The organism is Caballeronia sp. dw_276 (assembly GCF_018449635.1).
Taxonomy (GTDB): Bacteria; Pseudomonadota; Gammaproteobacteria; order Burkholderiales; family Burkholderiaceae; genus Caballeronia.
In genome coordinates this window covers 46348-67592 of record NZ_JAAVUV010000015.1, presented here as the reverse complement: position 1 = coordinate 67592, position 21245 = coordinate 46348, and the positions used below count along the sequence as shown (strand labels likewise).

The 21245-nt window shown below is 60.0% G+C and carries 23 protein-coding genes; 13 read left to right on the top strand and 10 right to left on the bottom strand.

Translation table 11 applies throughout. From position 1 onward, the window contains the following. Position 1: 1 nt before the first annotated feature. From HB633_RS26425 to HB633_RS26410, 4 genes are all read left to right on the top strand, one after another. The gene (locus tag HB633_RS26425) at positions 2-946 is read left to right on the top strand and encodes an ABC transporter permease (protein WP_056364466.1); all 945 of its coding nucleotides are present in this window, start codon (positions 2-4) and stop codon (positions 944-946) included. Next, the gene (locus HB633_RS26420; protein ID WP_213781121.1) at positions 946-1809 is read left to right on the top strand and encodes an ABC transporter permease; all 864 of its coding nucleotides are present in this window, start codon (positions 946-948) and stop codon (positions 1807-1809) included. Before HB633_RS26425 ends, HB633_RS26420 begins: the two co-directional genes overlap by 1 nt. Before the next feature lie 48 nt (positions 1810-1857). Continuing rightward, on the top strand, positions 1858-3495 hold the full coding sequence (gene ggt, locus HB633_RS26415; protein ID WP_213781120.1) for a gamma-glutamyltransferase: 1638 nt from the start codon (positions 1858-1860) through the stop codon (positions 3493-3495). A 112-nt stretch (positions 3496-3607) separates the two neighbouring features. Next, positions 3608-3892 (top strand): hypothetical protein, encoded by a 285-nt coding sequence (locus HB633_RS26410; RefSeq protein WP_213781119.1) that lies wholly within the window; start codon positions 3608-3610, stop codon positions 3890-3892. A 52-nt stretch (positions 3893-3944) separates the two neighbouring features. Here the strand turns inward: HB633_RS26410 and HB633_RS26405 are convergent, their stop codons facing one another. Continuing rightward, positions 3945-5168, bottom strand: a complete 1224-nt coding sequence (locus HB633_RS26405; protein WP_213781118.1) for a DUF2252 domain-containing protein — start codon at positions 5166-5168, stop codon at positions 3945-3947. Positions 5169-5240: 72 nt separating this feature from the next. Further along, positions 5241-5741: an MgtC/SapB family protein gene (locus tag HB633_RS26400; RefSeq protein WP_213781117.1), complete on the bottom strand. Its 501-nt coding sequence runs from the start codon at positions 5739-5741 to the stop codon at positions 5241-5243. A 107-nt stretch (positions 5742-5848) separates the two neighbouring features. Between HB633_RS26400 and HB633_RS26395 the strand changes: the two genes are divergently transcribed. Next, on the top strand, positions 5849-6241 hold the full coding sequence (locus tag HB633_RS26395) for a RidA family protein (protein WP_213781116.1): 393 nt from the start codon (positions 5849-5851) through the stop codon (positions 6239-6241). Position 6242: 1 nt separating this feature from the next. On the opposite strand, the gene HB633_RS26390 is transcribed toward HB633_RS26395, so the two are convergent. Beyond that, on the bottom strand, positions 6243-6845 hold the full coding sequence (locus HB633_RS26390) for an alpha-ketoglutarate-dependent dioxygenase AlkB (protein WP_213781115.1): 603 nt from the start codon (positions 6843-6845) through the stop codon (positions 6243-6245). A gap of 316 nt (positions 6846-7161) precedes the next feature. Here HB633_RS26390 and HB633_RS26385 point away from each other — a divergent pair, with 316 nt between their 5' ends. Together HB633_RS26385 and HB633_RS26380 are read left to right on the top strand one after the other, a co-directional pair. Continuing rightward, positions 7162-7902: a hypothetical protein gene (locus tag HB633_RS26385; protein ID WP_213781114.1), complete on the top strand. Its 741-nt coding sequence runs from the start codon at positions 7162-7164 to the stop codon at positions 7900-7902. Then, complete coding sequence (locus HB633_RS26380) at positions 7903-8211, top strand: DUF2145 domain-containing protein (protein ID WP_213781237.1); 309 nt, start codon at positions 7903-7905, stop codon at positions 8209-8211. It abuts the gene before it with no gap. A 127-nt stretch (positions 8212-8338) separates the two neighbouring features. On the opposite strand, the gene HB633_RS26375 is transcribed toward HB633_RS26380, so the two are convergent. From HB633_RS26375 to HB633_RS26355, 5 genes are all read right to left on the bottom strand, one after another. Then, a complete protein-coding gene (locus tag HB633_RS26375; protein WP_213781113.1) occupies positions 8339-9301 on the bottom strand; it encodes an ABC transporter permease in 963 nt (320 codons plus the stop codon). 15 nt (positions 9302-9316) lie between these two features. Then, positions 9317-10315 (bottom strand): ABC transporter permease, encoded by a 999-nt coding sequence (locus HB633_RS26370; RefSeq protein WP_213781112.1) that lies wholly within the window; start codon positions 10313-10315, stop codon positions 9317-9319. Beyond that, on the bottom strand, positions 10312-11883 hold the full coding sequence (locus HB633_RS26365; RefSeq protein WP_255581170.1) for a sugar ABC transporter ATP-binding protein: 1572 nt from the start codon (positions 11881-11883) through the stop codon (positions 10312-10314). The genes HB633_RS26370 and HB633_RS26365 overlap by 4 nt, the downstream gene beginning before the upstream one ends. Before the next feature lie 124 nt (positions 11884-12007). Next, positions 12008-13021, bottom strand: coding sequence for an ABC transporter substrate-binding protein (locus tag HB633_RS26360; protein WP_213781111.1), 1014 nt, complete (start codon positions 13019-13021; stop codon positions 12008-12010). A gap of 134 nt (positions 13022-13155) precedes the next feature. Further along, positions 13156-14214, bottom strand: a complete 1059-nt coding sequence (locus tag HB633_RS26355) for a LacI family DNA-binding transcriptional regulator (protein WP_213781235.1) — start codon at positions 14212-14214, stop codon at positions 13156-13158. A 312-nt stretch (positions 14215-14526) separates the two neighbouring features. Here HB633_RS26355 and HB633_RS26350 point away from each other — a divergent pair, with 312 nt between their 5' ends. The 3 genes from HB633_RS26350 to HB633_RS26340 all read left to right on the top strand — a co-directional run bounded on the left by HB633_RS26350 (position 14527) and on the right by HB633_RS26340 (position 16786). Then, positions 14527-15327 carry a phytanoyl-CoA dioxygenase family protein gene (locus tag HB633_RS26350; RefSeq protein ID WP_213781110.1) on the top strand — a complete coding sequence of 267 codons (801 nt, stop codon included), beginning with the start codon at positions 14527-14529 and terminating at the stop codon, positions 15325-15327. After that, a complete protein-coding gene (locus HB633_RS26345; protein WP_213781109.1) occupies positions 15324-16283 on the top strand; it encodes an aldose 1-epimerase in 960 nt (319 codons plus the stop codon). The genes HB633_RS26350 and HB633_RS26345 overlap by 4 nt, the downstream gene beginning before the upstream one ends. A 95-nt stretch (positions 16284-16378) precedes the next feature. Further along, positions 16379-16786: a response regulator gene (locus tag HB633_RS26340; protein ID WP_213781108.1), complete on the top strand. Its 408-nt coding sequence runs from the start codon at positions 16379-16381 to the stop codon at positions 16784-16786. Between the two features lie 7 nt (positions 16787-16793). Here the strand turns inward: HB633_RS26340 and HB633_RS26335 are convergent, their stop codons facing one another. Beyond that, entirely contained in the window at positions 16794-17600 is an 807-nt protein-coding gene (locus HB633_RS26335) for an endonuclease/exonuclease/phosphatase family protein (RefSeq protein WP_213781107.1), read from the bottom strand. Between the two features lie 18 nt (positions 17601-17618). Continuing rightward, complete coding sequence (locus HB633_RS26330) at positions 17619-18122, bottom strand: hypothetical protein (protein WP_213781106.1); 504 nt, start codon at positions 18120-18122, stop codon at positions 17619-17621. A 354-nt stretch (positions 18123-18476) separates the two neighbouring features. Here HB633_RS26330 and HB633_RS26325 point away from each other — a divergent pair, with 354 nt between their 5' ends. From HB633_RS26325 to HB633_RS26315, 3 genes are all read left to right on the top strand, one after another. Next, the gene (locus HB633_RS26325; protein WP_213781105.1) at positions 18477-19454 is read left to right on the top strand and encodes an AAA family ATPase; all 978 of its coding nucleotides are present in this window, start codon (positions 18477-18479) and stop codon (positions 19452-19454) included. A 196-nt stretch (positions 19455-19650) separates the two neighbouring features. Further along, a complete protein-coding gene (locus HB633_RS26320; protein WP_213781104.1) occupies positions 19651-20754 on the top strand; it encodes an NAD(P)/FAD-dependent oxidoreductase in 1104 nt (367 codons plus the stop codon). 129 nt (positions 20755-20883) lie between these two features. Next, positions 20884-21195 (top strand): high-potential iron-sulfur protein, encoded by a 312-nt coding sequence (locus tag HB633_RS26315; RefSeq protein ID WP_213781103.1) that lies wholly within the window; start codon positions 20884-20886, stop codon positions 21193-21195. Positions 21196-21245 lie beyond the last annotated feature (50 nt).

The window sequence follows — 21245 nt, the reverse complement described above, 5'->3', positions numbered from 1 at the left end:
CATGTTGCGAATCATCGCCAACCGCGCGCTCGTCGCGATCCCGACACTGATCCTCGTGTCGATGATGATCTTCGGCCTGCAAAAAATGCTCCCCGGCGATCCGGTCCTGGCGATGGCCGGTGAAGATCAGAATCCGCAAGTCATTGCAACGTTGCGTCTGAAGTATCACCTCGATGAACCCGTGCCCGTGCAATACGCGCTGTGGGTTCGCGACATTTTTCATGGTGACCTGGGCGCGTCGTTGCGTACCGACGTACCCGTAACCAAGCTCATTGCGCAGAAGTTGCCGGTGACGCTTCAGCTTGCCGTGATGGCGATGATCATCGCCGTGGGGATTGGCATTCCGCTCGGGGTTTTATCGGCGGCGAACAAGGGGAAAGCGCTCGACTACGGCGCGAATATTCTCGCGCTCACCGGCATGTCGATACCGAATTTCTGGCTCGGGATCATTTTGATCTTTGTGGTGTCGGTGAAATGGCAGTTGTTGCCATCGTCGGGATATGTGTCGCCAGCGGAGGATTTCTGGCTGAGCATCAAGACGATGTTGATGCCCGCGTTCGTGCTGGGCGCGGCGCTCGGCGCGCAATTGATGCGGCATACACGCAGCGCGATGCTGAGCGTTTTGCGCAGCGATTACATTCGGACGGCGCGTGCCAAGGGCCTGTTGAAAGGCACGGTTGTCGTTAAACACGGCTTTCGCAATGCGCTGATTCCCATCGTCACGGTGCTTGCCTTGCTGTTCGGCGAATTGCTCGCGGGCGCCGTGCTGACCGAGCAAGTCTTCACTATTCCAGGCTTCGGCAAACTGGTTGTCGACGCCGTTTTCAATCGCGATTACGCCGTGGTTCAAGGCGTGGTGCTGGTGACGGCGGTTGGGTTTATCGTGGTGAATCTGTTTGCGGATGTTCTGTACATTCTTCTCAACCCGCGCTTGAGGAGAAGCTGATGGCGACTATCGTGGAAACTGCCTTGCCGCGAAAGCGCAACCGCGCGCTGGGCCGCTTCATGCGCAATCGCGCGGCGGTTGCGGGCGCGGCGATCGTATTGCTCGTGATTCTGGTAGCGGTGTTCGCGCCGTGGCTTTCACCCTACGATCCCGTTCAGGCGAGCTTCATGACGGTCCGAAAGGCGCCGTCGGCGAGCCACTGGTTCGGAACCGATGAACTCGGCCGCGACGTCCTCACGCGCTTGCTCTGGGGCGCGCGAGCTTCGTTGCTGGCGGGCGTTGTGTCGGTGGGAATTGCCGTGGTGATCGGCGTGCCGCTTGGTTTGCTCGCAGGCTACTTCGGCCGGTTCGTCGATGGCGTCATCTCCCGTTTCACCGATGCCCTGCTCTCCATCCCGTTCCTGATTCTCGCCATCGCGCTCGCGGCGTTTCTCGGCCCGAGCCTCACGAACGCGATGATCGCCATCGGCGTCTCGGCCATGCCGCGCTTCGTGCGCCTCACGCGTGGCCAGGCGATCAGCGTCAAAGCGGAGGACTATGTGGAGGGCGCGCGTGCGATCGGGCTCGGCCATTTCCGCATCATCGTCAGGTACATCCTGCCGAACGTCCTCCCGCCGATCATCGTTCAGGCGAGTCTGACGGTCGCCATGGCGATCATCGCGGAGGCCAGCTTGTCGTTCCTCGGGCTCGGGCAATTGCCGCCGGCGCCATCGTGGGGATCGATGTTGAACACCGCCAAGGACTTCGTGAGCCAGGCGCCGTGGATGTCCGTGTTTCCGGGCATCGCGATTTTTCTTGCGGTCCTCGGCTTCAATCTTCTAGGCGATGGACTGCGCGACGCGCTCGATCCGCGCGAACTTTGAACTCCGCTGAACCGCAACATTTTCACTAATCATAGAGACGAGTTTTCCATGACCCGCTTTAACTGGCAGAACCCTTATCCGACGCCGCGCTTGCCGGTGTTCGCGCGAAATATCGTGTCGACCTCGCATCCGCTTGCAGCGCAAGCCGGCCTGCGCATGTTGTGGAAGGGCGGCAATGCGGTCGATGCCGCCATCGCCGCCGCCGCTGCAATCACGCTGGTCGAGCCGGTATCGTGCGGGCTTGGTGGCGACGCGTTCGCGCTCGTCTGGGATGGCAAGAAGCTGCACGGGCTGAACGCGTCGGGTGTTTCGCCGGCGGCGTGGAACGTCGATTACTTCAAGAACAAATACGGCGAGCAAAACGGCCTTGCCAACAACCCGAAGCGCGGTTGGGACGCAGCGACGGTGCCCGGCGTGATCGCGGGATGGGAAGCGCTGCACGCGAAATTCGGCACGTTGCCGTTCGCCGACCTGATGGAACCGGCTATTGAAATCGCCGAGCGCGGTCACGCGGTGGCGAGCATCGTTGCTTATAAATGGGCTGCCGCCGTTCCTGAGTTGAAGGACTATCCCGGTTTCGCCGAGACCTTCATGCCGCGCGGGCGTGCGCCGGAAATCAGCGAACTGATGCGTTACCCGGGTCACGCGAAGACGCTGCGCACCATCGCTGAAAAAGGTCCGCGCGCATTTTACGAAGGCGAGATCGCCGACAAGATCGCGGCGTTCGCGAAGCAGGGTGGCGGCGCGATGACCGCCGACGATCTGCGCAATTACAAGGCGGATTGGGTCGAGCCGATATCGAAGGATTATCGCGGTTATACCGTGCACGAGATTCCGCCGAACGGGCAGGGCATCGCGGCGCTGATCGCGCTCGGCATCCTGGACAAGTTCGATGTAAAGGCGCTGACCGTCGATAAAATCGAGTCGCAGCATTTGCAGATCGAAGCCATGAAACTCGCTTTCGCCGATGTCTACCAGTACGTCGGCGATCCGCGTTCCATGGATGTCACGCCCGAGCAAATGCTCGATGACGCGTATCTCACCGAGCGCGCCAAGCTCATCGATCCGAACAAGGCGAAGCACTTCGACTTCGGCATGCCGCCGGCGGGTGGGACTATTTATATGTCCGTGGCCGACGAGCGCGGCATGATGGTGAGTTTCATCCAGTCGAACTACATGGGCTTTGGTTCGGGCGTGGTCGTGCCGGATACGGGCATCGCTATGCAGAACCGTGGCTTCGGTTTCTCGATGGACCCAAAATCCGCGAACGTGGTGGAAGGTGGCAAGCGCCCATTCCACACGATCATTCCGGCGTTCCTCACGCAGAAGGTCAACGGCACGGAGGAGGCGGTGATGAGCTTTGGCGTGATGGGCGGCGACATGCAGCCCCAAGGTCATTTGCAATCCATCGTGCGCATGCTCGATTACGGCCAGCAACCGCAAGCCGCTTGCGATGCCCCGCGCTGGAAGGTCAATCGCGATTTCACGGTGGACGTTGAAGCGACGCTCGATATCGAAACTGTGAAGGCGCTGCAAGGCTACGGCCACACGATCAAATCCGTCGATGATCCTTATATGGACTTCGGTTCAGGGCAGTACATCTGGAAGCTGGATCGCAATGATCCTGAACGCGGATATGTGGCAGCGAGCGATAGCCGCAGGGATGGGTTGGCAGCCGGCTTCTAATTTCAAGATACGCTCGGTTACTTTTATCGCAATCCGGTAGCACCTGTATCAACACGTCGCTCCTACACTTGCTTGCGTAAACAAGAGCACGACAAGTGCGCGGAGAGACTAGATGAACAAGAAGATACTGGGTGCGGTACTGGGGCTGGGCGTTTTAATGGCATCGGCGGCAGCTTCGGCGCATGTCAACGTGGATGTGGGCATCGGCGTACCGGGGTACTACGCGCCGCAAGCGCCGGTATACGTTGCTCCGCCGCCGCCCGTTGTGGTGGGATATGGCGGTTACGGCGGTTATCGTGACGATGGCTGGCGTGAACGCGAATGGCGTCGCCGTGAATGGCGGCACCATGAGTGGCGCGAGCATCACTGGCGCGAACGTCATGGGTATGGGTACTGATCTCCATGAACGAAGGGCCGCTCTTTAGAGAGCAGCCCTTTTTGTTGTGACGCTACAGAGCCGGCGTCAGCGCGTATCGACGGCAATGTTCCAGATAACCCGCCTCGTGGCTGCTTACCAGCGCCACGATGCTGTTCCAAAGCCATGAAGGGGCATCGAGCGATTTGCTACGCGCCCGGCGTAACTCCGATAACCACGCGCGCCGCGCCGACTTGTCCATCTGTCGCGCATGGGCTTTGCCGACGACCATCGCGAGAAAACGCGCGGCTTTCATGGCTTCCTCCTGCGTCAGTTGCTCGACCGTCAGCTTCATGTCTTGCGGCAACAATTCACGAATCACCACCGAACGATCATTCAGCCGCGCCGAGCGCATGCGGTCCCCGAGCGCCGGCGTCAAATGCCTGGCGCCCTCCACAATACGTTCGCCGTTGTCGCGCGGCATGTCCTGATTCGGGTAGCGCGGCGCGGCGGCCTTCAGGCCTTCCTTGATATCGATAAGACAAAGATCGTCGCCTTCCACCGCGCCACCATCCACGTCCAGCAATACCGCATAGCGCAAACGTCCTAGCGAACTGCAGCCTTTGACCCAATAGGCGGCATCGATGACGGAGACGTTTTCCTCGTCGGCGTTCTTGCGTAGCGCCGTGGCTATGTCAGCAATTTCGCGACGCTCGAACAGCGCCTTGATCTCGGCGCGCTCATTTTTATCGAGTGGCCAAAACCGCTTGCCGAGTGGAATGCTCGGTTCGATATCGTCGATGCGTTCCACCGCCAGTTGCTTCCACGTGCGCTGAACGGCTTCCTTCATCATCACGCGCACCGCTTCGGGCTTCGTATTCTTGATCGGACGATCCTTGGCGGTGGCATCGAACGCGTGTTCGTAGCCTTCCGCGAGCGCTTCGATCATGCGCGCAGTCGTGACGCCGGGCAGGTCGGAACCGCGCGCAGCAGTAGCCAGCGACAACCCCAGCCGCACGATGTCATGCGCCGGATTGCCGATCACGGTCTGATCAAGGTCGCGGATCTGGATTTCGACTTCGCCGTCGGTATTGGCGACCGGGCCGAGGTTGCCGGTGTGGCAGTCGCCGCAGATCCAGATCGCCGGGCCTTCGGGAAGCTTGTGACCTTCTATGCCGTCGAGCCATTCATAGAATTTGCCTGTATTGCCGCGCACGTACGCGTGCGCGGATTCGGCCATCTTCATGTTGCGACGCGCGATGAGCAACGCCTGACGATCATCGGTGCCGGGAAGGGCGGGGGATTTTTTCTTGGGCATGGGACCGTCCTGTTAGTACTTGCTTCAAGCAAGCCGCATGCCGTTGATTCGTAATGGTTTTGTATGGTTGGATCAACCGAGGTCTTCGAGATCGGTGCTTGCTTCGCGCTCCTCGGGCGGTTTCTTGATCCATTGTCGATGCAACGCTTTTTCCACTCTCCGTCCGATCACCAGCAACGCGATCAGCAGCACCGTCGCAATAACCGCGACGCTCCATACGCCCAGTCCACAGACGATTCCAACTGCCGCCGTTACCCAGATCGATGCCGCCGTGGTCAGGCCGCGAATTCGGTATCGCCCAGGCGTCTGCACGATCACGCCCGCACCCAGAAAGCCGATGCCCGTCACGATGCCCTGAATCGCCCGCGAGACATCCGTGCTCATGGTCGCGCTTTGCGTGGCAAAGCCCATCGCGGCCATGGTCGTCAGGCACGCGCCGAGCGATACCAGCCCGAGCGTCTTCATGCCCGTAGGTTTGCCGTGCAGATCGCGATCCACGCCGATGATGCAGCCTATCGCGAGCGCCCAGAACATGCGGATGACGACATCGATGAGAACGGGGAGGGGAAGCATCAAGAGCCTTCAAATAAATGGTCACGCCTGCATTGTGACGCGTGTTGCGAAGCCATCGGATTTTTGATCCGTTACGGTAACGAACTGTGCTTTTTCAAGGAGACACAATGACATTACCCACTTTCACGATGGTCGATGCCGCCCCCACGCCGGTCGCGCCTTTTTCCCACGCGGCCGAAGCCGATGGCTGGGTGTTCCTCACCGGCCAGATGCCAACCGATCCCGACGACGATTCCAAGCCCTTGCCCGAAGGCGTTCAGGCGCAGACGCGCCGGGTGATGGATAACCTGAATCTGGTGCTGGAGGGCGTGGGTTTATCGCTGGATAACGTGGTCAGCGTGCGGATTTTCCTGACCGAATTCAAACGCGATTACCCCGCCATGAACGAGGTCTACAAAAGCTACTTCGAGCCGAAGCCGTTGCCGGCGAGGACGTGCATCGGCGTGACGGGTCTGGCGCGCGACGCACTGGTGGAGATTGATTTCGTGGCGAAGCGCTAGCTTACTTGCGCGGGTTTGCCGTCGCGCCGACGTAGCGGAAGGTGAGATTGATGCGTTCGCCGCGCGCCTCGGGTTCCTTCGGCACACGATGCGCCCAGTCCAGTTGCGTGCGCCCGCGCATCACCAGCAAGCTGCCGTGCGTAAGTTGCAGCGGATGGATCTGGCGCGTCTTCGTGTGACGGAACTCGAAGGTTCGCGTGGTGCCAAGACTCACCGATGCAATCACCGGTTCCAGCCCGAGTTCGCGTTCTTTGTCGGCGTGCCAGCCCATGCTGTCCTGACCGGTCCGGTAGCGGTTGATCAGCACGCTGTTGAACGCGGTTTTCGCGGCGGTTTCGGCTTTCGTTTTCAACGATAAAACCGTCGGTGTCCAAGGCTTCGGCACGTTCCGAATGCCAGAGTAGACATAGATCGCGCCAGGATCCCCCTGCCACGCGGTGAGACGCGGAAACGGCACCTTTCCGCCGGGCGTGTTCATGATGTCCTGCTGCCAGGTGACTTCATCGATCAATGCGGCCATGGTGTCCCATGCGGTCGCCGCGTCCAGCCAGTCAGGCAGCCAGTCGATGTCCGGCTTGGGAATGTCGTCGAAAAGGTCGAACATGGCGGTGCTTTCGGCTTTGAAATGCAGGGTCGTTTCGATAACTTAGCAGATTATGCAATACCGTTTTGAACCTGCTCTGCAACCTGCGGCGGGTGCACTCGCCATCGCTCTAAAGACGCAACGCAACCGGCTCCAACACGAGCGATCGGAAAACGCGTTATTTCGCCCTTAAAGAATGCCGCTACAAATCTTGACGATTCCTCTCTAGATAAATACGTTAGATATCCTTGATACTTGATAAAGAGGTTTAGACGAGTTACCAATTCGATCTGCGCCCAAGCTTTTTCATCCACACTACGAGAACGCGCAAATTCAGATGAAAACAAGAATTCTTATTGCAGCGTGCACGCTGTTTACTCCTGTTCTCGCCAACGCTGCATGCGAGAAATTTCTCGAAAGTTGGACGCAGAAACTCCACCCCAATCGCACATTAGACAGTGAATACGCCACCTGCAAACCATGGCCGGCAAATCCTGCGCTAACACTTGCTGTATTGCCTTTGCCAGTCAAGGGCTCGGATCCCGAAACAGGCACTTACGATCTCGAAGTCCTGGTCGCGGACAGTGATTCCGGTTCGATCGTTGCGCATTCCTACCAACCGTCCGCGATTACCTACGATGCGATGCGTTTGTCTGGAATCTCGCTCGACACTGCGCGCTATCAGTTGATGCCCGAGAATCGGGCCTTTGGTGTTCGTATCAGCCATTCTGGATCGTCGCGTGTCAACCCATACAACACAACATCGCTGAGCTTGTACGTCATTGACGGGCAGAGGCTCAGGCCGGTGCTTGGCCGCCTGATGGTCGAGAAAAGCAGCGGCGAGTGGGATGGTCGGTGCTCCGGCGAATTCAACAGCACGAGCCGCGCGATTGACGTCGGCGCTGCAGGCGCGGACGGCTACGCGGCACTCAAAATCCTTGAGAAGTCGAAGAAAAGCACCAATGTTTTCAAGAACGGCAACTGCACAAGCAAAGACTCACCAGGCCGCGGAACGAGCGTCGTGCTTCAGCATCGCGACGGACGGTATGTCGTTCCAAAAAGTATGCAGTCCGATTAAATAAAGCGGCCGTGTTCCGGCCTTGGTTTTAAACGAGGAAATAATGAATTTAACGCACGGATCGACACGCGAGAACAGGCGCAGGCGTGGTTAAAGCTCGCAGGATACAAGCCATCGGAAATGAAAATCGGCGCGTTCAAGCGGCTTGGTGGCCGCATGTTCAAGGCAAACGTTGCCTTCGACGATCACCCCTCCGAATTGCGTTATTCCGACCGGATTCAGACGGTAACGGTCGAGTCGATCATGCAATTCCTGTCGCAACGTGACGAGGGCTGGAAGATTTTGCAGATCCCATCGCAGGATCGATAACTCAACGATTGCGGGAGCGTTAAAACTGGCTCGGTGTCCACGGACGGGGTGACAGCGAATCGGTCGAAAAACTCATGCAGCTATATGCAAGGGATGTGGAAACATCCCTGGAATCACCGCAACCCTCTCAATGCGCAAGCTTCGTCACCGCCACGCGTTTCTTCAGCACCCTTGCCTGTAGCACGATGACCAGCAGCAGGAACACGCCGCGAATCACCGATTGCCAATACGCCGACAAGCTAATAAAGCCCAACCCATTCTCGAAGTTCAGCAGATTGAACACGAGCCCGAGCAAGGCCACGCCAGCGATGGTCATCGCGATCGATCCCTGTCCGCCGGTAAGCAAGGTCCCGCCCAGCACCACCGCCGATATCGCGAACAATTCCCAGCCGATGCCTTCATTCGGCTGCCCCGCACCGAATTGCGCGGCCAAAATCGCGCCGGCCAGTCCCGCGAGCAATCCGCTCAGCGCATAGACCGCGACCAGCGTCCGGTCGACGTTCAAGCCCATCAACCGCGAAGCTTCTTCGCTGCCGCCAATCGCCAATGCGTGTCGTCCGAAGCGCGTGCTTCGCAGCGCGAGCCAACCTAAAACCGCGGCCACGGCAGCCACAATCCCCGGAATCGGCAAGCCGAACAAATCGCCTTGGCCGAAGTTGGCGAAACTGGAATCGGCGGCCGCAGCAATCGATACCGCATCGTTATGCCCAAGCAACAGCGCCATGCCATGCGCGCCGAGGCTCGTCGCAAGCGTCACGATAAACGGCAAGATCCGCATATGCGTAATCACGAGGCCGTTCAACACGCCGACCGCCAGCCCCGCGCCCGCGCCGGCCAGCACGGCAACCACGCCGCCGTGCGAACTCGCCAGCGCCGCGACCACGCTCGCCAGCGCGGCCACTGCGCCCACCGACAAATCGATGCCCCCCGTGATGATCACGAACGCCATGCCCACGGATATCAACGCGAACATCGAGTTGTATCGCCAGAAGGAGGTGATGTTGTACGCGGATGCAAAGTGGTCGTATCGCGTCACGCCGAAGACCAGAAGCGCCGCGAGTGCCAACAGGATGGGAAGGTTCTTTTTCATATCGATCGATGCCTCTTAGCGCTGGCGCCGCTGCACATAAACCGCCGCGATGATGATGCCCGCCTTCACGACCAGCGCGGCCGCGTCGGGGATGCCGTGGGCGAGCAGGGTGTATCTGAGCAACTGGATGATCAGCGCGCCAATCAGCGTCCCGACGATATACGCCTTCCCGCCCGTCAGCGCCGTGCCGCCGACGGCGACCGCGGCGATGGCATCGAGTTCGGAACCGAGGCCGATCACGTTCGCATCGGACGATGAATTCACCGAGATCGAGATCAAACCCGCAAGGCCGGCCAGCGCCGCGCACAACGTATAGGCGATCATCTTCACGCGCGTCGTGGGAATGCCGCTCAGATACGCGGCCTGTTCGTTGCCGCCGGTCACGAGCAAGTATTGGCCGAACAAGGTCTTGCGCACGATCCACGCGAAGATCGCGACGAGCAAAAGCATCAGGAACACTTGGGCGGGCACGCCGGCAACGCGGCCCAACGCGATCCATTGGAACGCGGGATTGTTGAAGGCTTGCAGGCTGCCATCGGTGAAAACCTGCGCAATGCCGCGCCCCGCGATAAACAGCACCAGCGTCGCGACAATCGGCTGCACGGAGAGCCTCGTCACGAGGAAGCCGTTGAACACGCCGCACAGCGCGGCGGCCAGAACCGGCAGCACGAACGCCAATGCAATGCCGAACGGCCCGGCGACGTTCATGAAGATCATCGGCGCGAGCGATCCGGCGATTGCCATCGAAGCGCCCACCGATAAATCGATGCCGCCCGTCGCCACGACCAGCGTCATCCCGATGCCGACAATTACGATCGTCACGACTTGCGTCAAGTTCACGTTGAAGGTTTGCAGCGACCAGAAGTGCTGCGTGAAAAACAGGTTGAACACGACCATCGCGAGGAGAACGGCGATCTCGCGCTGGATCGTGATGCGGTATTTCTTCTTCGCCGCGCTCGGCACGTTCTGTCCCACAGGCGCCGCCGCCGTTGCCGGTTGAGTTTTCTGGTTCATGGCTGACCTTCTTTGGCATCGACGGCTTCTGCAAGCGCCGATTCTTCACCTGATCCGTACGCGATCGCGTCCATGATCGACGCTTCGCTCATGCGCGCGCCGTCGAGTTCGGCGACCGTCTTGCCATCGCGGATCACGACCGCGCGATCGGCCACCGCCGTCAGTTCCTCCAGTTCGGACGCCGACAACAACACCGCCATTCCCGAGTCGCGCAACTCGCGGATGATCTTCGCGACATCCGCTTTTGCGCCTACGTCGATACCGCGCGTGGGTTCATCGAGCAGCAACAACGACGGGTTCGTCGCCAGCCATCGCGCGAGCAAAACCTTTTGCTGATTGCCGCCCGACAATTCGCGGATCGGCTGGTCCGGCGAACGCAATTTGATCCCTAATGATTCGATGAACCTGTCCACGATTGCGCGTTGCTTCGCGACATCGACCACGCCGTGTTTGGTCAACGTGCGCAGACAGACGAGCGTGAGGTTGTCGCGCACGGACAGTTCCGGCACGATGCCATCGCCTTTGCGATCCTCCGTCAAATACGCGATACCGCGCGCAATCGCGTCCTGCGGCGACTTGAAGTTCACCGCTTTTCCATCGATGGAAAGCGACCCGCGCTCGGCCGAATCCGCGCCGAACATCAAGCGCATGGTTTCCGTGCGCCCCGAGCCGAGCAAGCCGGCGAGACCCACGGCTTCGCCCGCGTGGACATCGAGCGAAACATCCGTCACCTTCGCGCCCGCGCCAATGTTCTTCGCGCTGATCGCGGTCGTGCCGCGTTTCGCGAGATTCGCTTCTTTCACGGCGCTGTCTTCCTGCACCACGGCGGCGAGCGTGCGGCCGAGCATCGTGGTCACGAGTTGCAGTTTGTCGAGCGCGGCCATGGGGCTTTCGGCGACGGTTTGTCCATCGCGCATGACGGTCACGCGATCGCACAGCGCATACAACTCGTCCAGCCGATGGGAAACAAAAATCACCGCGCGGCCGTCGTCACGCAAACGCCGCACGACGCTGAATAAAAGCTCGACTTCGCGTTCATCGAGGGACGACGTGGATTCGTCCATGATGACCATCTTCGCTTCCGACGATACCGCCCGCGCCAACGCCACCATCTGCTGGATCGCGGTGGAAAATTCGCGCACGGGTTTGCTGACATCGATCTGCAAGCCGAACGAATCGAGCAGTTCCTGCGCGCGCCGGTGGACCGTCTTCCAGTCGATCAAACCAAACCGGCGCGGCTCGCGGCCAAGAAAAATGTTCTCGGCAATCGAGCGGAACGGGACCAGGTTGATCTCCTGATAAATCGTGCTGATACCGGCTTCGCGCGCCTCCTTGGGCGTGCGGAAATCGGCTTCGCGGCCATCGAAACGAATCGTGCCGCCCGTGCGCCGGTACGCGCCGGTCAGGATCTTGATGAGCGTCGATTTCCCCGCGCCGTTCTGCCCGATCAGCGCATGCACTTCTCCCGCGCGTACCGACAGCCGCGCGTGCCGCAGCGCGGCCACGCCGCCGAAGCTGATATCGATGTCCTGCATCTCCAGCAGCGGCGATTGAGTTGGCGTGTTCATGGAATGCGTCTCCTCGGGCGAACTGAAATGGTTCGCCGGATACAAAAGAAGCGACGGCCGGCGAAAGACCGGGCGCGCCGCTTCGAACACCTTCGTTGCTCTTTACAGCGGGCTTCTTAGCCGATCAGTAGCCGTACTGCATGCTCTGCGCGACGTTGCTCTTGTCGTAGAAACGGTCGGAGACTTTCACCCACGGCGGGATGGTTTCGCCCTTCGCGAATTTCTGCGCAACGTCACATGCGAGCGGGCCGAAGAACGGGCTCGACTGCACGCTCGCGCCGAGTTCGCCGGCCGCGATGGCGTCCATGCCGCCCTTCGTTCCGTCGATGGTCACAATCGTGATGTCCTTGCCCGGTTGCTTGCCGGCAGCCTTGATGGCCGCGATCGCGCCGAGCGCCATTTCGTCGTTATGTGCATAGACGGCGGTCACATCCGGATGCGCCTGAAGCAGCGTTTCCATGACTTGCCGGCCCTTGTCGCGCGCAAAATCGCCGCTTTGTGACGCGATGATCTGCAGGCCCGGATTCTTCGCGATCACGTCATCGAAACCTTTCTTGCGATCGTTCGCGGCGGACGCGCCCGTCGATCCTTCCAGTTCGATGATCTTGCCCTTGCCGCCCGTCGCCTTCACGAGCCAGTCGGCGGCGCGTTGCCCCTGGTTGATGAAGTCCGAGCCAATGAACGTGATGTAGTCGCGGCCGGCCTTCGCCACCGACTGATCCACGTCGCGGTCAACCAGGATCACAGGAATGCCCGCTTTCTTGGCTTGCAAGACGATAGGCGCAAGCGGCTTTTCTTCACGCGGCGGGAACACGATCAAATCGACGTGCTGCGCGATCATGCTTTGAATGTCGGCGACTTGTTTCGATGCCGAGCTGTTGGCATCGGTCATGACCATCTGCCAGCCGCACTTCGCCGCCACGTCCTTGAAGCTCTTGGTTTCGGCGAGACGCCACGGGTTGTTGCTTTCGGTCTGCGCAAAACCGACGCGCAGCGGTTTCTTGGTCGCCAGCTTCGGCAGGGGAGAGTCGTCGGCGTGAGCGACGCCGAATGCCGCCGCCATCGACAGCGCGAGCACGGACGTGGCGAGCACGCGGAACGGGGTCTTGCATGTTTTCAAGTTTTCAAGCGACAGCATGTCTTCCTCCGGTATGGATGGTCTTGCTTTTTTAAGTGCTTCGGTCCTGCTGTGTCGTGTTCTTTCTTGCGCCTTGCTCGCTCCGTCTCAAAAAGTCGGAGTGCGACGATTATTCCACCGCATTTTATTATTGGTCAATCGCTAATATTATTAATTGCGGGTTGTTTTGCTTCGGTGAATACCCTTACCGATGCGCGCTCAACCAACGGTCCATCGAGCTTTACTACACGTCTTCGGACCGGTGCGCCGGCGGCGCGGTTGTGTTCTTCCTGCAGCAGCGTTTCGACCGCCCATCGGCCGAGTTCGTAGTTGGGCAACACGACCGTGGAAAGCGGCGGATGCGTGTGGCGCGCGATTTCCTGATCGTCGTAGCCGAGCACGGAAACGTCTTCTGGAATGCGCAATCCGAGTTGTTTGAGCGCCTCGATTGCACCGAGCGCCATCAGGTCGTTCGCGCAGAAAATGGCCGTGGGCGGGTTCGGTTCACGCATGAGCGAAAGCGTTTGTTCGAAGCCCGAACCGGAGCTCCAGTCGCCTTCGCGGACGAGTTCCGGCGCGAACGGCAAGTCCGCCGTGGACAGCGCCATCCTGTACCCCTTGAGCCGGTCACGCGCCGCGTCCTGCCACGGCTCGCCGTTCACATATCCGATCCTTCTGTGCCCCGCGTTGAGCAAATAATCGGTCGCGACATGGCCGCCCGCCACCTCGGCCGGGACGACCGATGAAAGCTCCGTATCGCTTGTGTAGCAGTTCAGGAGCACGGTCGGGACCTTCGATAACGCCGCCGGCAAGGACACTTTTCGCGTGTACACCGTTGCGTAGATCACGCCGAGCACGTTCGGGTTTGTCAGCGTCGCGTCGAGGACTTGCTGCTCGATTTCCGCGTTGCCGTGCGTTGAATAAACCGCGAGCATCCGGCCGTTTGCGAACGCCGTATCGCGCGCGCCGTCGATGTTCACGACTGGGTGCGGACTCGTCGAGATTTCATCGGCGAGATAAACAATCAGGTTCTTTTCTTCCGCCGAAACCGTCGCGTCCAGCGGCTCGCGCGTCGTCATTCGGTAGCCGAGATCCTGCGCCGCCTTCAGCACCTTGTTGCGCGTGGCGTCGGAAAACTTCGCGCTGGTCGCGTTGTTGAGCACGAGCGAGACGGTCGATTGCGAGACGCCTGTCAGCTTCGCGATGTCCGTCATCGTCGGGCGGCGTTGCGTGGATTTTTTCATTTTTCGGGCCGCGAACAAGCGGCGTGTTCGATGCAATAAGACTCGATAAAGCCGGTCTTTGGATGTCGCAGACGGTAGCATTAATATTTCCCGCGAGCAACGCTCCGAAACCATTGATCCGCTTGGTTTTCAGGCGAAATAACGCCGGTCTAAGTGTTATTACTAATAATATTGACTGCGGCACGCCGATCATGCGATTCTCGGGGCGTGCGACGGTGGCCGAAAGGCGAGCCGTGCGCGCTGACCACGCCGTACGACGTGGCGCAATTAAAGGAGACGATGATGCCCCGTTACGACGAGCGCGCGCGCAACGCGCTTGCGGAAGATTTCGAGCGCGACGGTTTCGTGCTGTTACCCGATCACTTTTCACGCGCCACGCTTGAAGCATGGCGCGCGGCATTCGAGCCGCTTTTCACGCCGCATGTCGACGAGGCGCGCGAAAAAGGCGGCAGCGGCAATCGGGGACCGGGCCGGTATTACGTGACATTGCCGTTCGAAGGCGAATTCGCCGATCCCGCTATTTTTTGCGATGACGACGTGCTCGGCATTGTCGAACGTATTGCCGGGCCGGACCCGGTGATGTGCCAGCTCGCCACCGATACCCCCGTGCGCGGCTCCGACTTTCAGGACTGGCATCGCGACACGCCGCCGCTGTTCGATAACTTCCCCGAGACGCCGTCTTTTCAGTTGGCGATAAATTTCCCGCTCGTCGATGTCGATGACCAGAACGGTTCGCTGGAAACCACACGCGGGACGCACCGGATATCGCGGGAAGATGCGCTCGCCGGTCTCGCCGATGGCAAATTTCCATCCGAGCGCGTGCCCATGAAACTCGGCGATGTGATGATCCGCGACGTGCGCGGTTTGCATCGCGGGACGCCGAATTTCACCGATACCCCACGCCCCATGGTCGTTATCGGCTATAGCCGATCGTGGTATTTCCGCCCGGAGGTTCAGGTTCAAGTGCCGCGTTCGACGTTCGACGCGCTGCCGCCGCGCGCAAAACGATTGCTCCGATACAACCCGCAAGTCGACCGGACGCCGCGCAGCTTCGACGAAAGCTATCAGCGGTTCGCATATTGAGCGCCGCCCGTAGCGTGGACGATCCTGCGCTGATTGAACTCCGCGCGGGAAATCGGCGAGCGGTGATTGCGCCGCATATCGGCGGGGCGATTGCGGCGTTTTTTGACCTGACCGATCAAGGCGAGCCGCTGCACTGGCTAAGGTCCGCGTCGCCGGAAGCGCTCGCTGCGCGCAATCCGCTTGGCATGGCGAGCTTTCCGCTGCTTCCCTATTGCAACCGTCTGCGCGACGCGCGTTTTGTCTTCAATGGCGAAGCGGTGGATTTATCGCAGGATGGCAACGCGTTCGATCACGCGCTGCACGGCCATGCGTGGCGTCGGCCCTGGAAAGTGCTTACGGCTTCTGCAAACGCTGTCGAGCTGAGTCTGACGCATGAGCCGAGCGGTGAAACGGCGCATCACTGGCCGTATAGGTATGAAGCGACGCAGCGCATCGAACTTACCGGAGCCGGCGATTTGCAGGTCACGCTCGCAATCCACAATCTCTCCGATAAACCCATGCCCTTCGGCATGGGCCATCACCCGTACTATCCGCGCACGCCGTCAACGCGCATCCACACCCACGTCCGCGCAATGTGGCACGCGACGCCTGACCTCCTGCCCACGAGGCTTGACGCGCACGAAAGCGTGGGAATGCTGGCATCGAAGGAGGGGATGTCGGCCAATGCCTTCGATCTCGACAACAATTTCGCCGGCTGGTCGAGATCGGCAACAATCGAATGGCCCGATGAAAACCGTAGCGTGACCCTGACGGCCGAGGCGCCTTTCAATCACATGGTCCTGTACGCGCCCGCCGCGCATCCGGATTTGCTGTGCGTGGAACCGGTATCGAATACGGTGGATTTCCTGAATCTGGACGTGCCGCAGGAAGATAGGGGCGGTGGGGTTCTGCGACCCGGAGAACGCGTTCAGGCAAGCTTTGGATGGCGACCGTACTCCGGTCCAAACGGGCGCTGAGCCACTTTCCCGGTATCATCTCGAAATTATCCGCACGTTCGATTCTTTCAGCGTGCTAGAACATTCGAGAATCTTAAAATGAGGGGAAAGGCATCATGAACACCACCGACGGGGCACTGGGCGACTCTGGACTTCCCCGCCGGGTGTTGCTCGTCGACGACAGCGTCGATGCAGCCGAAGCCATGTCCATGCTGCTCGAAACGCTGGGCCACGACGTACGCGTGATGCACGACGGCCCGAGCGCCCTCGCGATGGTCGATGAATTCGCGCCCGAGGTCGTGATCCTGGATATCGGCTTGCCCGGCATGAACGGTTTCGAGGTAGCGCGTGACCTGCGCACGCGCGCCGTCACAAAGTCAGCGTTGCTGATTGCGCTGACGGGTTACGGCGCTGACAGCGACCGTCAAAAGGCACATGACGCCGGCTTCGACCATCATCTGGTCAAACCCGTGTCGTTCACGGCGATAGAAACCGTGATCATCGATAAATTTTCGCAGGCTTAAAAAAGCTTCACTCCACCCGCAGCTTCGCCATATACGGCAGATGATCGGAGAGCCACGCGGTATCTTGCGTCGGCGTGATCCATTCGACCGGTTTCATGCCGCGCACGAACATCTTGTCGAGCGCGAGCGCCGGTGAAAACGCCGGATAGGTCCGCCCCGATTCCCCAAGCATGGTCGCCACTTCGTTCATGCCGAGTTCGGCAAAAAGCGGCACGGAATCGTTGCGCCAATCGTTGAAATCGCCGGCCAGCACCAACGGCCCTTCAGGCGCTTCTTTCTGTATCCACAAGGCGATCCAGTTCATCTGCCGCAAACGCGCCGCGCGCGTCAGCGCGAGATGCGCGCACAACAACGTAACCGATCGCCCCGCAAACGTGGCGCGCGCAACCAGCAAACCACGCCGCTCGAAGCGATGCGCCGAGATATCCCATCGGCCGCCGAGATCCAGCGGATGTGGCGAAAGTATCGCGTTGCCGTGTCGCCACGATGGCTTGAAAACGTTCTGCCCAAGCGCGATCTGCAAATCGAGCGACGTCGCGATTTCGGTGGCCTGGCAATGCCAGATGTCGTCGGTGGGGGCATCGAGCGGATTGCCGAAACTCGCCGCTAGCACGGGTTGCGGCATCCGGCGCGCCATGGCTTCCTGAAGGAAATAGGCATCGGCGCGGGTGGATTGCACCCAGCGCTGCATCGCGCTCCATGCCTGAAGCCCGAGCGGCGAGCGGCCTTTGTGCAAATTCCAGCTCACGGCCACGAAGTCGGGCACTTCGCGAGCGGAGGGAATGCCGGAGTTGAGATGTTCTGGATTTCGCATGCGATCGGTGTGTTGCCCTTACTGCGCAGCCGTTGCGAGCGTTGCGCGGACTTTGTAGGTGAGCGTCGGGTTTTTATCGACGATTTGCCACGTCGACCATTCGCCCGGCTTCAGCACCAGTCCAGGATGCGCGGCGTTGACCTGGCGCGGCTGCGGCGGCAGCTTGCAACCGGCGGCGGTGACCGGCGCCGAGCCATCTTGCAAGGTTTCCTGGGCGTCGATCTGAAGCGTGATGTCGTCGGCGTTGGCGTGGACGGGCGAGAGCGTCAAGGTGCGCTGCAGGTCGATATCGCCAGCGGGTTTGTCCGCGCAACCTACGTTGTTCTTGACGACGTGATGATGGGTGTCGGTGCGGGCCTGCCCGACGGCGGTCGTGCCCGTGAAGCTGTCGATCTGCTGACCGTCTTGCAAAACCTGCAATTCCCACTTCACCGATTGCGGCGGCGCGCTTTGCGCAAAAGCGCTGAATGGTGCTGCAACTGCGGCGCAAAAAAACAACGCGGCCGTTTGGTGTTTCAACATATGAGCTTTTCTCCTGATCCCTTTCTGGGTCCGGGCGTCTCGCCCGTTCGTTCGATCCGGGTAGCTGTTTTCTGACATGCATCCTGCCTGAGCGTTCAGCCCGCAAAGCTACGTGCGGCCATTGACGCCAATTACAAACTGAAACGCCGCGCCGCCTTCCAGCGGCCGCCGGCGGCCTTCGTAGCCGCACATTTCACACCCGCTCAGCCCAACGATCATACAAGCGGATCGGCTCGTCTGCTTGGGCCGTGTCGCAATATTCACGATTGGCAGCAAACCCCCGCGAGTGCTCGCTTGCGTGCATCTTTATGGCCGATAAACTGGATTTGCCGACCATCAAAACGGGGAAAAGCAATGAGCACCGCCGTAGTCAGACAAGAACTCGCCGTGGCATCGTTCAGCAAGGTCTACGACCTGGACGAAGTCGAAACCGCATTGAACGACCTGAGCGAAGGCGGCAGCGAGGCGCTGCGCTCAACCTACGAAAAGATGCTCAAAGCCGGCAATCTGCGCTTTTGCGTGAAGCCGAACCGGATGCCGTCAATCGACGATCTGGTGGCCGATCTGCCGAATTTTGCTGAACCGCTCAACGATATCCGCAAGCAGATCGCGCTGTGCCTCGAAACCGAGGACAGGCTCGAATTGATGCCGATGCTCTTGCTCGGAGACCCCGGCATTGGCAAGACGCATTTTGCGAAGCAACTCGCGCGCTTGCTCGGCACGTCGTGCCATTACCTCGCGATGAGTTCGCTCACCGCCGGCTGGATTCTGTCGGGCGCGTCGTCGCAATGGCGCAACGCCAAGCCCGGCAAGGTGTTCGACGCCCTGGTCAACGGCAGTTACGCGAATCCGGTCATGACGGTCGACGAAATCGATAAAGCCACCGGCGACGCCCAATACGATCCGCTCGGCGCGCTGTATGCGCTGCTGGAACACGATACGGCGAAGAGTTTTATCGATGAATTCGCCGAGATTCCGATCAACGCCGGCAACGTCGTGTGGATTGCGACGGCGAATCAGGCCAATACGATCCCCGAACCGCTGCTCAACCGCATGAACGTGTACGAGATCGCGCCGCCCGATCGAGACGGCGCGCGCCGGATTGCCCAGGCGATTTATCACGAGATTCGCAGCGCGCACGCCTGGGGCGCGCGTTTTCCGGAAACGCTCGGCGACGCGCCGCTCGATGCCTTGACCAAAGCTTCGCCGCGAGAAATGCGGCGCGCGATGCTGAACGCTTTTGGCAATGCCCGGATCGATAACCGGCATGAAGTTCAGGCGAAAGACATCGAGCTGGCTAATGGCAGCCGCAAGAAAGCGATTGGATTTTGAACGGATGGATTTATCGAAATCTGCGAAAAGTGCCCAAAAAATGGCCTCAAACTGACTTTTTCCTGGCAAAACGGCCATATTTCCCATTTCGACCCCGATTATTTCGGAAAGTAGTACGAGTTTCGTGCTGTTTCCTATCGGTAATTGTGTTTCGCGCAACAAACGCATCATTGCCGGGCTCGCCTAGAATGAAGAGATGGACAGGATCGAATGTGTGGTGATTGGTGCGGGTGTGGTCGGCCTTGCGGTTGCAAGGGCTATGGCCGCGCGCGGACGTGAAGTGATCGTGCTCGAAGCGGGCGAAGCGGTCGGGATTGGCACGAGTTCGCGCAATAGCGAAGTGATCCACGCGGGGCTGTATTACCCGCGGGGTTCACTGAAGGCCGAGTTGTGCGTGCGCGGCCGCGCAATGCTCTACGAGTACTGCGATGCGCACGGCGTGCCGTACAACCGCTGCGGCAAGTTGCTGGTCGCGACCGCGCGCAACCAGTTGCCGCAACTCGCCGCGATCCAGCAAAAAGCGCTCGAAAACGGTGTCACGGATCTGGTTCGCATAAGTGGCGCCGATGCGACGGCGCTCGAGCCGCATCTTCAATGCGTGGAAGCGATGCTTTCGCCGCAGACGGGGATTATCGATAGCCATCAGTTCATGCTCGCGCTTCAAGGCGACGCCGAACGCGATGGCGCGAACATCGCGTTCCACACGCCGGTGACGCAGGTCGATGCGCGCGACCGGTGTTTTATCGTGGAGACGGGCGGCGAAGCGCCTTTGCGTTTCCAGGCCGATTGCGTGATCAACAGCGCCGGGCTGTTTGCAAATGACATCGCGCGGCGGATTCGCGGACTCGATCCGCGCCACGTGCCGCCGCTTTACTTTGCGAAAGGGAATTACTTCAGCGTGAGCGGCCGCACGCCTTTTGATCGCCTGATCTACCCGATGCCCAATGAAGCCGGCTTGGGCGTCCATCTCACCATCGATATGGGCGGACAGGCCAAGTTTGGGCCGGACGTGGAGTGGATCCAGAAGATCGATTATTCCGTCGATGCCCAGCGCGCCACCGGTTTTTACGCGGCGATTCGCGCCTATTGGCCCGATCTCCCCGATGACGCATTGCAACCCGCCTATGCCGGGATCCGGCCGAAGCTCTCCGGGCCCGGCCAGCCTGCCGCCGACTTCGTGATCCAGGGACGCGCGGCGCATGGCGTGGCAGGACTGGTGAATCTGTTCGGTATCGAATCGCCGGGGCTGACGGCTTCGTTGGCGATTGCGGAGAAGGTCGCGAGGATGTTGAGCGTTTAATAATGCCTTTGGCGATTTCTTATCTCCGTCATTTGAGTCATTCCGTACCATCGTGCGTTGATATGCTCTTGGACATCGTCGTCGACAAGAACGGCGTCCCCCAATACAACAGAACAACGGAGCACATCAATGCAATCTTCACGGCGTACTTTCCTGATATCGAGCATTGGCATGGCGTCGGCGCTGGCGGTATCGCGCACGGCCTTCGCCGATCCGGTGAAGCTCCCCGAAACTGATCCCATGGCGAAGAGCCTTGGCTACAAAGAAAACGCCGCCACCGTCGATAAAGCCAAATTCCCGCGCTACGCCGCCGGTCAGGACTGCGGCAACTGCTCGTTCTACCAAGCCAAGGCGACCGAGCCGTACGCGGCATGCCCGATGTTTGCCGGCAAGCAAGTGGCATCGAAGGGATGGTGCAACGCTTATAACAAGCGAGCCTAGTCCGGCCGAGCCTGATCCGGCCGAGCCTGATCCGGCCGCATTCCATGAAT

What these genes read in the sequence shown, in the direction of transcription:
- HB633_RS26425 (WP_056364466.1), top strand. Translation starts at nt 2, where the DNA reads ATGTTGCGAATCATCGCCAACCGCGCGCTCGTCGCGATCCCGACACTG.
- HB633_RS26420 (WP_213781121.1), top strand. Translation starts at nt 946, where the DNA reads ATGGCGACTATCGTGGAAACTGCCTTGCCGCGAAAGCGCAACCGCGCG.
- ggt (WP_213781120.1), top strand. Translation starts at nt 1,858, where the DNA reads ATGACCCGCTTTAACTGGCAGAACCCTTATCCGACGCCGCGCTTGCCG.
- HB633_RS26410 (WP_213781119.1), top strand. Translation starts at nt 3,608, where the DNA reads ATGAACAAGAAGATACTGGGTGCGGTACTGGGGCTGGGCGTTTTAATG.
- HB633_RS26405 (WP_213781118.1), bottom strand. Translation starts at nt 5,168, where the DNA reads ATGCCCAAGAAAAAATCCCCCGCCCTTCCCGGCACCGATGATCGTCAG.
- HB633_RS26400 (WP_213781117.1), bottom strand. Translation starts at nt 5,741, where the DNA reads ATGCTTCCCCTCCCCGTTCTCATCGATGTCGTCATCCGCATGTTCTGG.
- HB633_RS26395 (WP_213781116.1), top strand. Translation starts at nt 5,849, where the DNA reads ATGACATTACCCACTTTCACGATGGTCGATGCCGCCCCCACGCCGGTC.
- HB633_RS26390 (WP_213781115.1), bottom strand. Translation starts at nt 6,845, where the DNA reads ATGTTCGACCTTTTCGACGACATTCCCAAGCCGGACATCGACTGGCTG.
- HB633_RS26385 (WP_213781114.1), top strand. Translation starts at nt 7,162, where the DNA reads ATGAAAACAAGAATTCTTATTGCAGCGTGCACGCTGTTTACTCCTGTT.
- HB633_RS26375 (WP_213781113.1), bottom strand. Translation starts at nt 9,301, where the DNA reads ATGAAAAAGAACCTTCCCATCCTGTTGGCACTCGCGGCGCTTCTGGTC.
- HB633_RS26370 (WP_213781112.1), bottom strand. Translation starts at nt 10,315, where the DNA reads ATGAACCAGAAAACTCAACCGGCAACGGCGGCGGCGCCTGTGGGACAG.
- HB633_RS26365 (WP_255581170.1), bottom strand. Translation starts at nt 11,883, where the DNA reads ATGAACACGCCAACTCAATCGCCGCTGCTGGAGATGCAGGACATCGAT.
- HB633_RS26360 (WP_213781111.1), bottom strand. Translation starts at nt 13,021, where the DNA reads ATGCTGTCGCTTGAAAACTTGAAAACATGCAAGACCCCGTTCCGCGTG.
- HB633_RS26355 (WP_213781235.1), bottom strand. Translation starts at nt 14,214, where the DNA reads ATGACGGACATCGCGAAGCTGACAGGCGTCTCGCAATCGACCGTCTCG.
- HB633_RS26350 (WP_213781110.1), top strand. Translation starts at nt 14,527, where the DNA reads ATGCCCCGTTACGACGAGCGCGCGCGCAACGCGCTTGCGGAAGATTTC.
- HB633_RS26340 (WP_213781108.1), top strand. Translation starts at nt 16,379, where the DNA reads ATGAACACCACCGACGGGGCACTGGGCGACTCTGGACTTCCCCGCCGG.
- HB633_RS26335 (WP_213781107.1), bottom strand. Translation starts at nt 17,600, where the DNA reads ATGCGAAATCCAGAACATCTCAACTCCGGCATTCCCTCCGCTCGCGAA.
- HB633_RS26330 (WP_213781106.1), bottom strand. Translation starts at nt 18,122, where the DNA reads ATGTTGAAACACCAAACGGCCGCGTTGTTTTTTTGCGCCGCAGTTGCA.
- HB633_RS26325 (WP_213781105.1), top strand. Translation starts at nt 18,477, where the DNA reads ATGAGCACCGCCGTAGTCAGACAAGAACTCGCCGTGGCATCGTTCAGC.
- HB633_RS26320 (WP_213781104.1), top strand. Translation starts at nt 19,651, where the DNA reads ATGGACAGGATCGAATGTGTGGTGATTGGTGCGGGTGTGGTCGGCCTT.
- HB633_RS26315 (WP_213781103.1), top strand. Translation starts at nt 20,884, where the DNA reads ATGCAATCTTCACGGCGTACTTTCCTGATATCGAGCATTGGCATGGCG.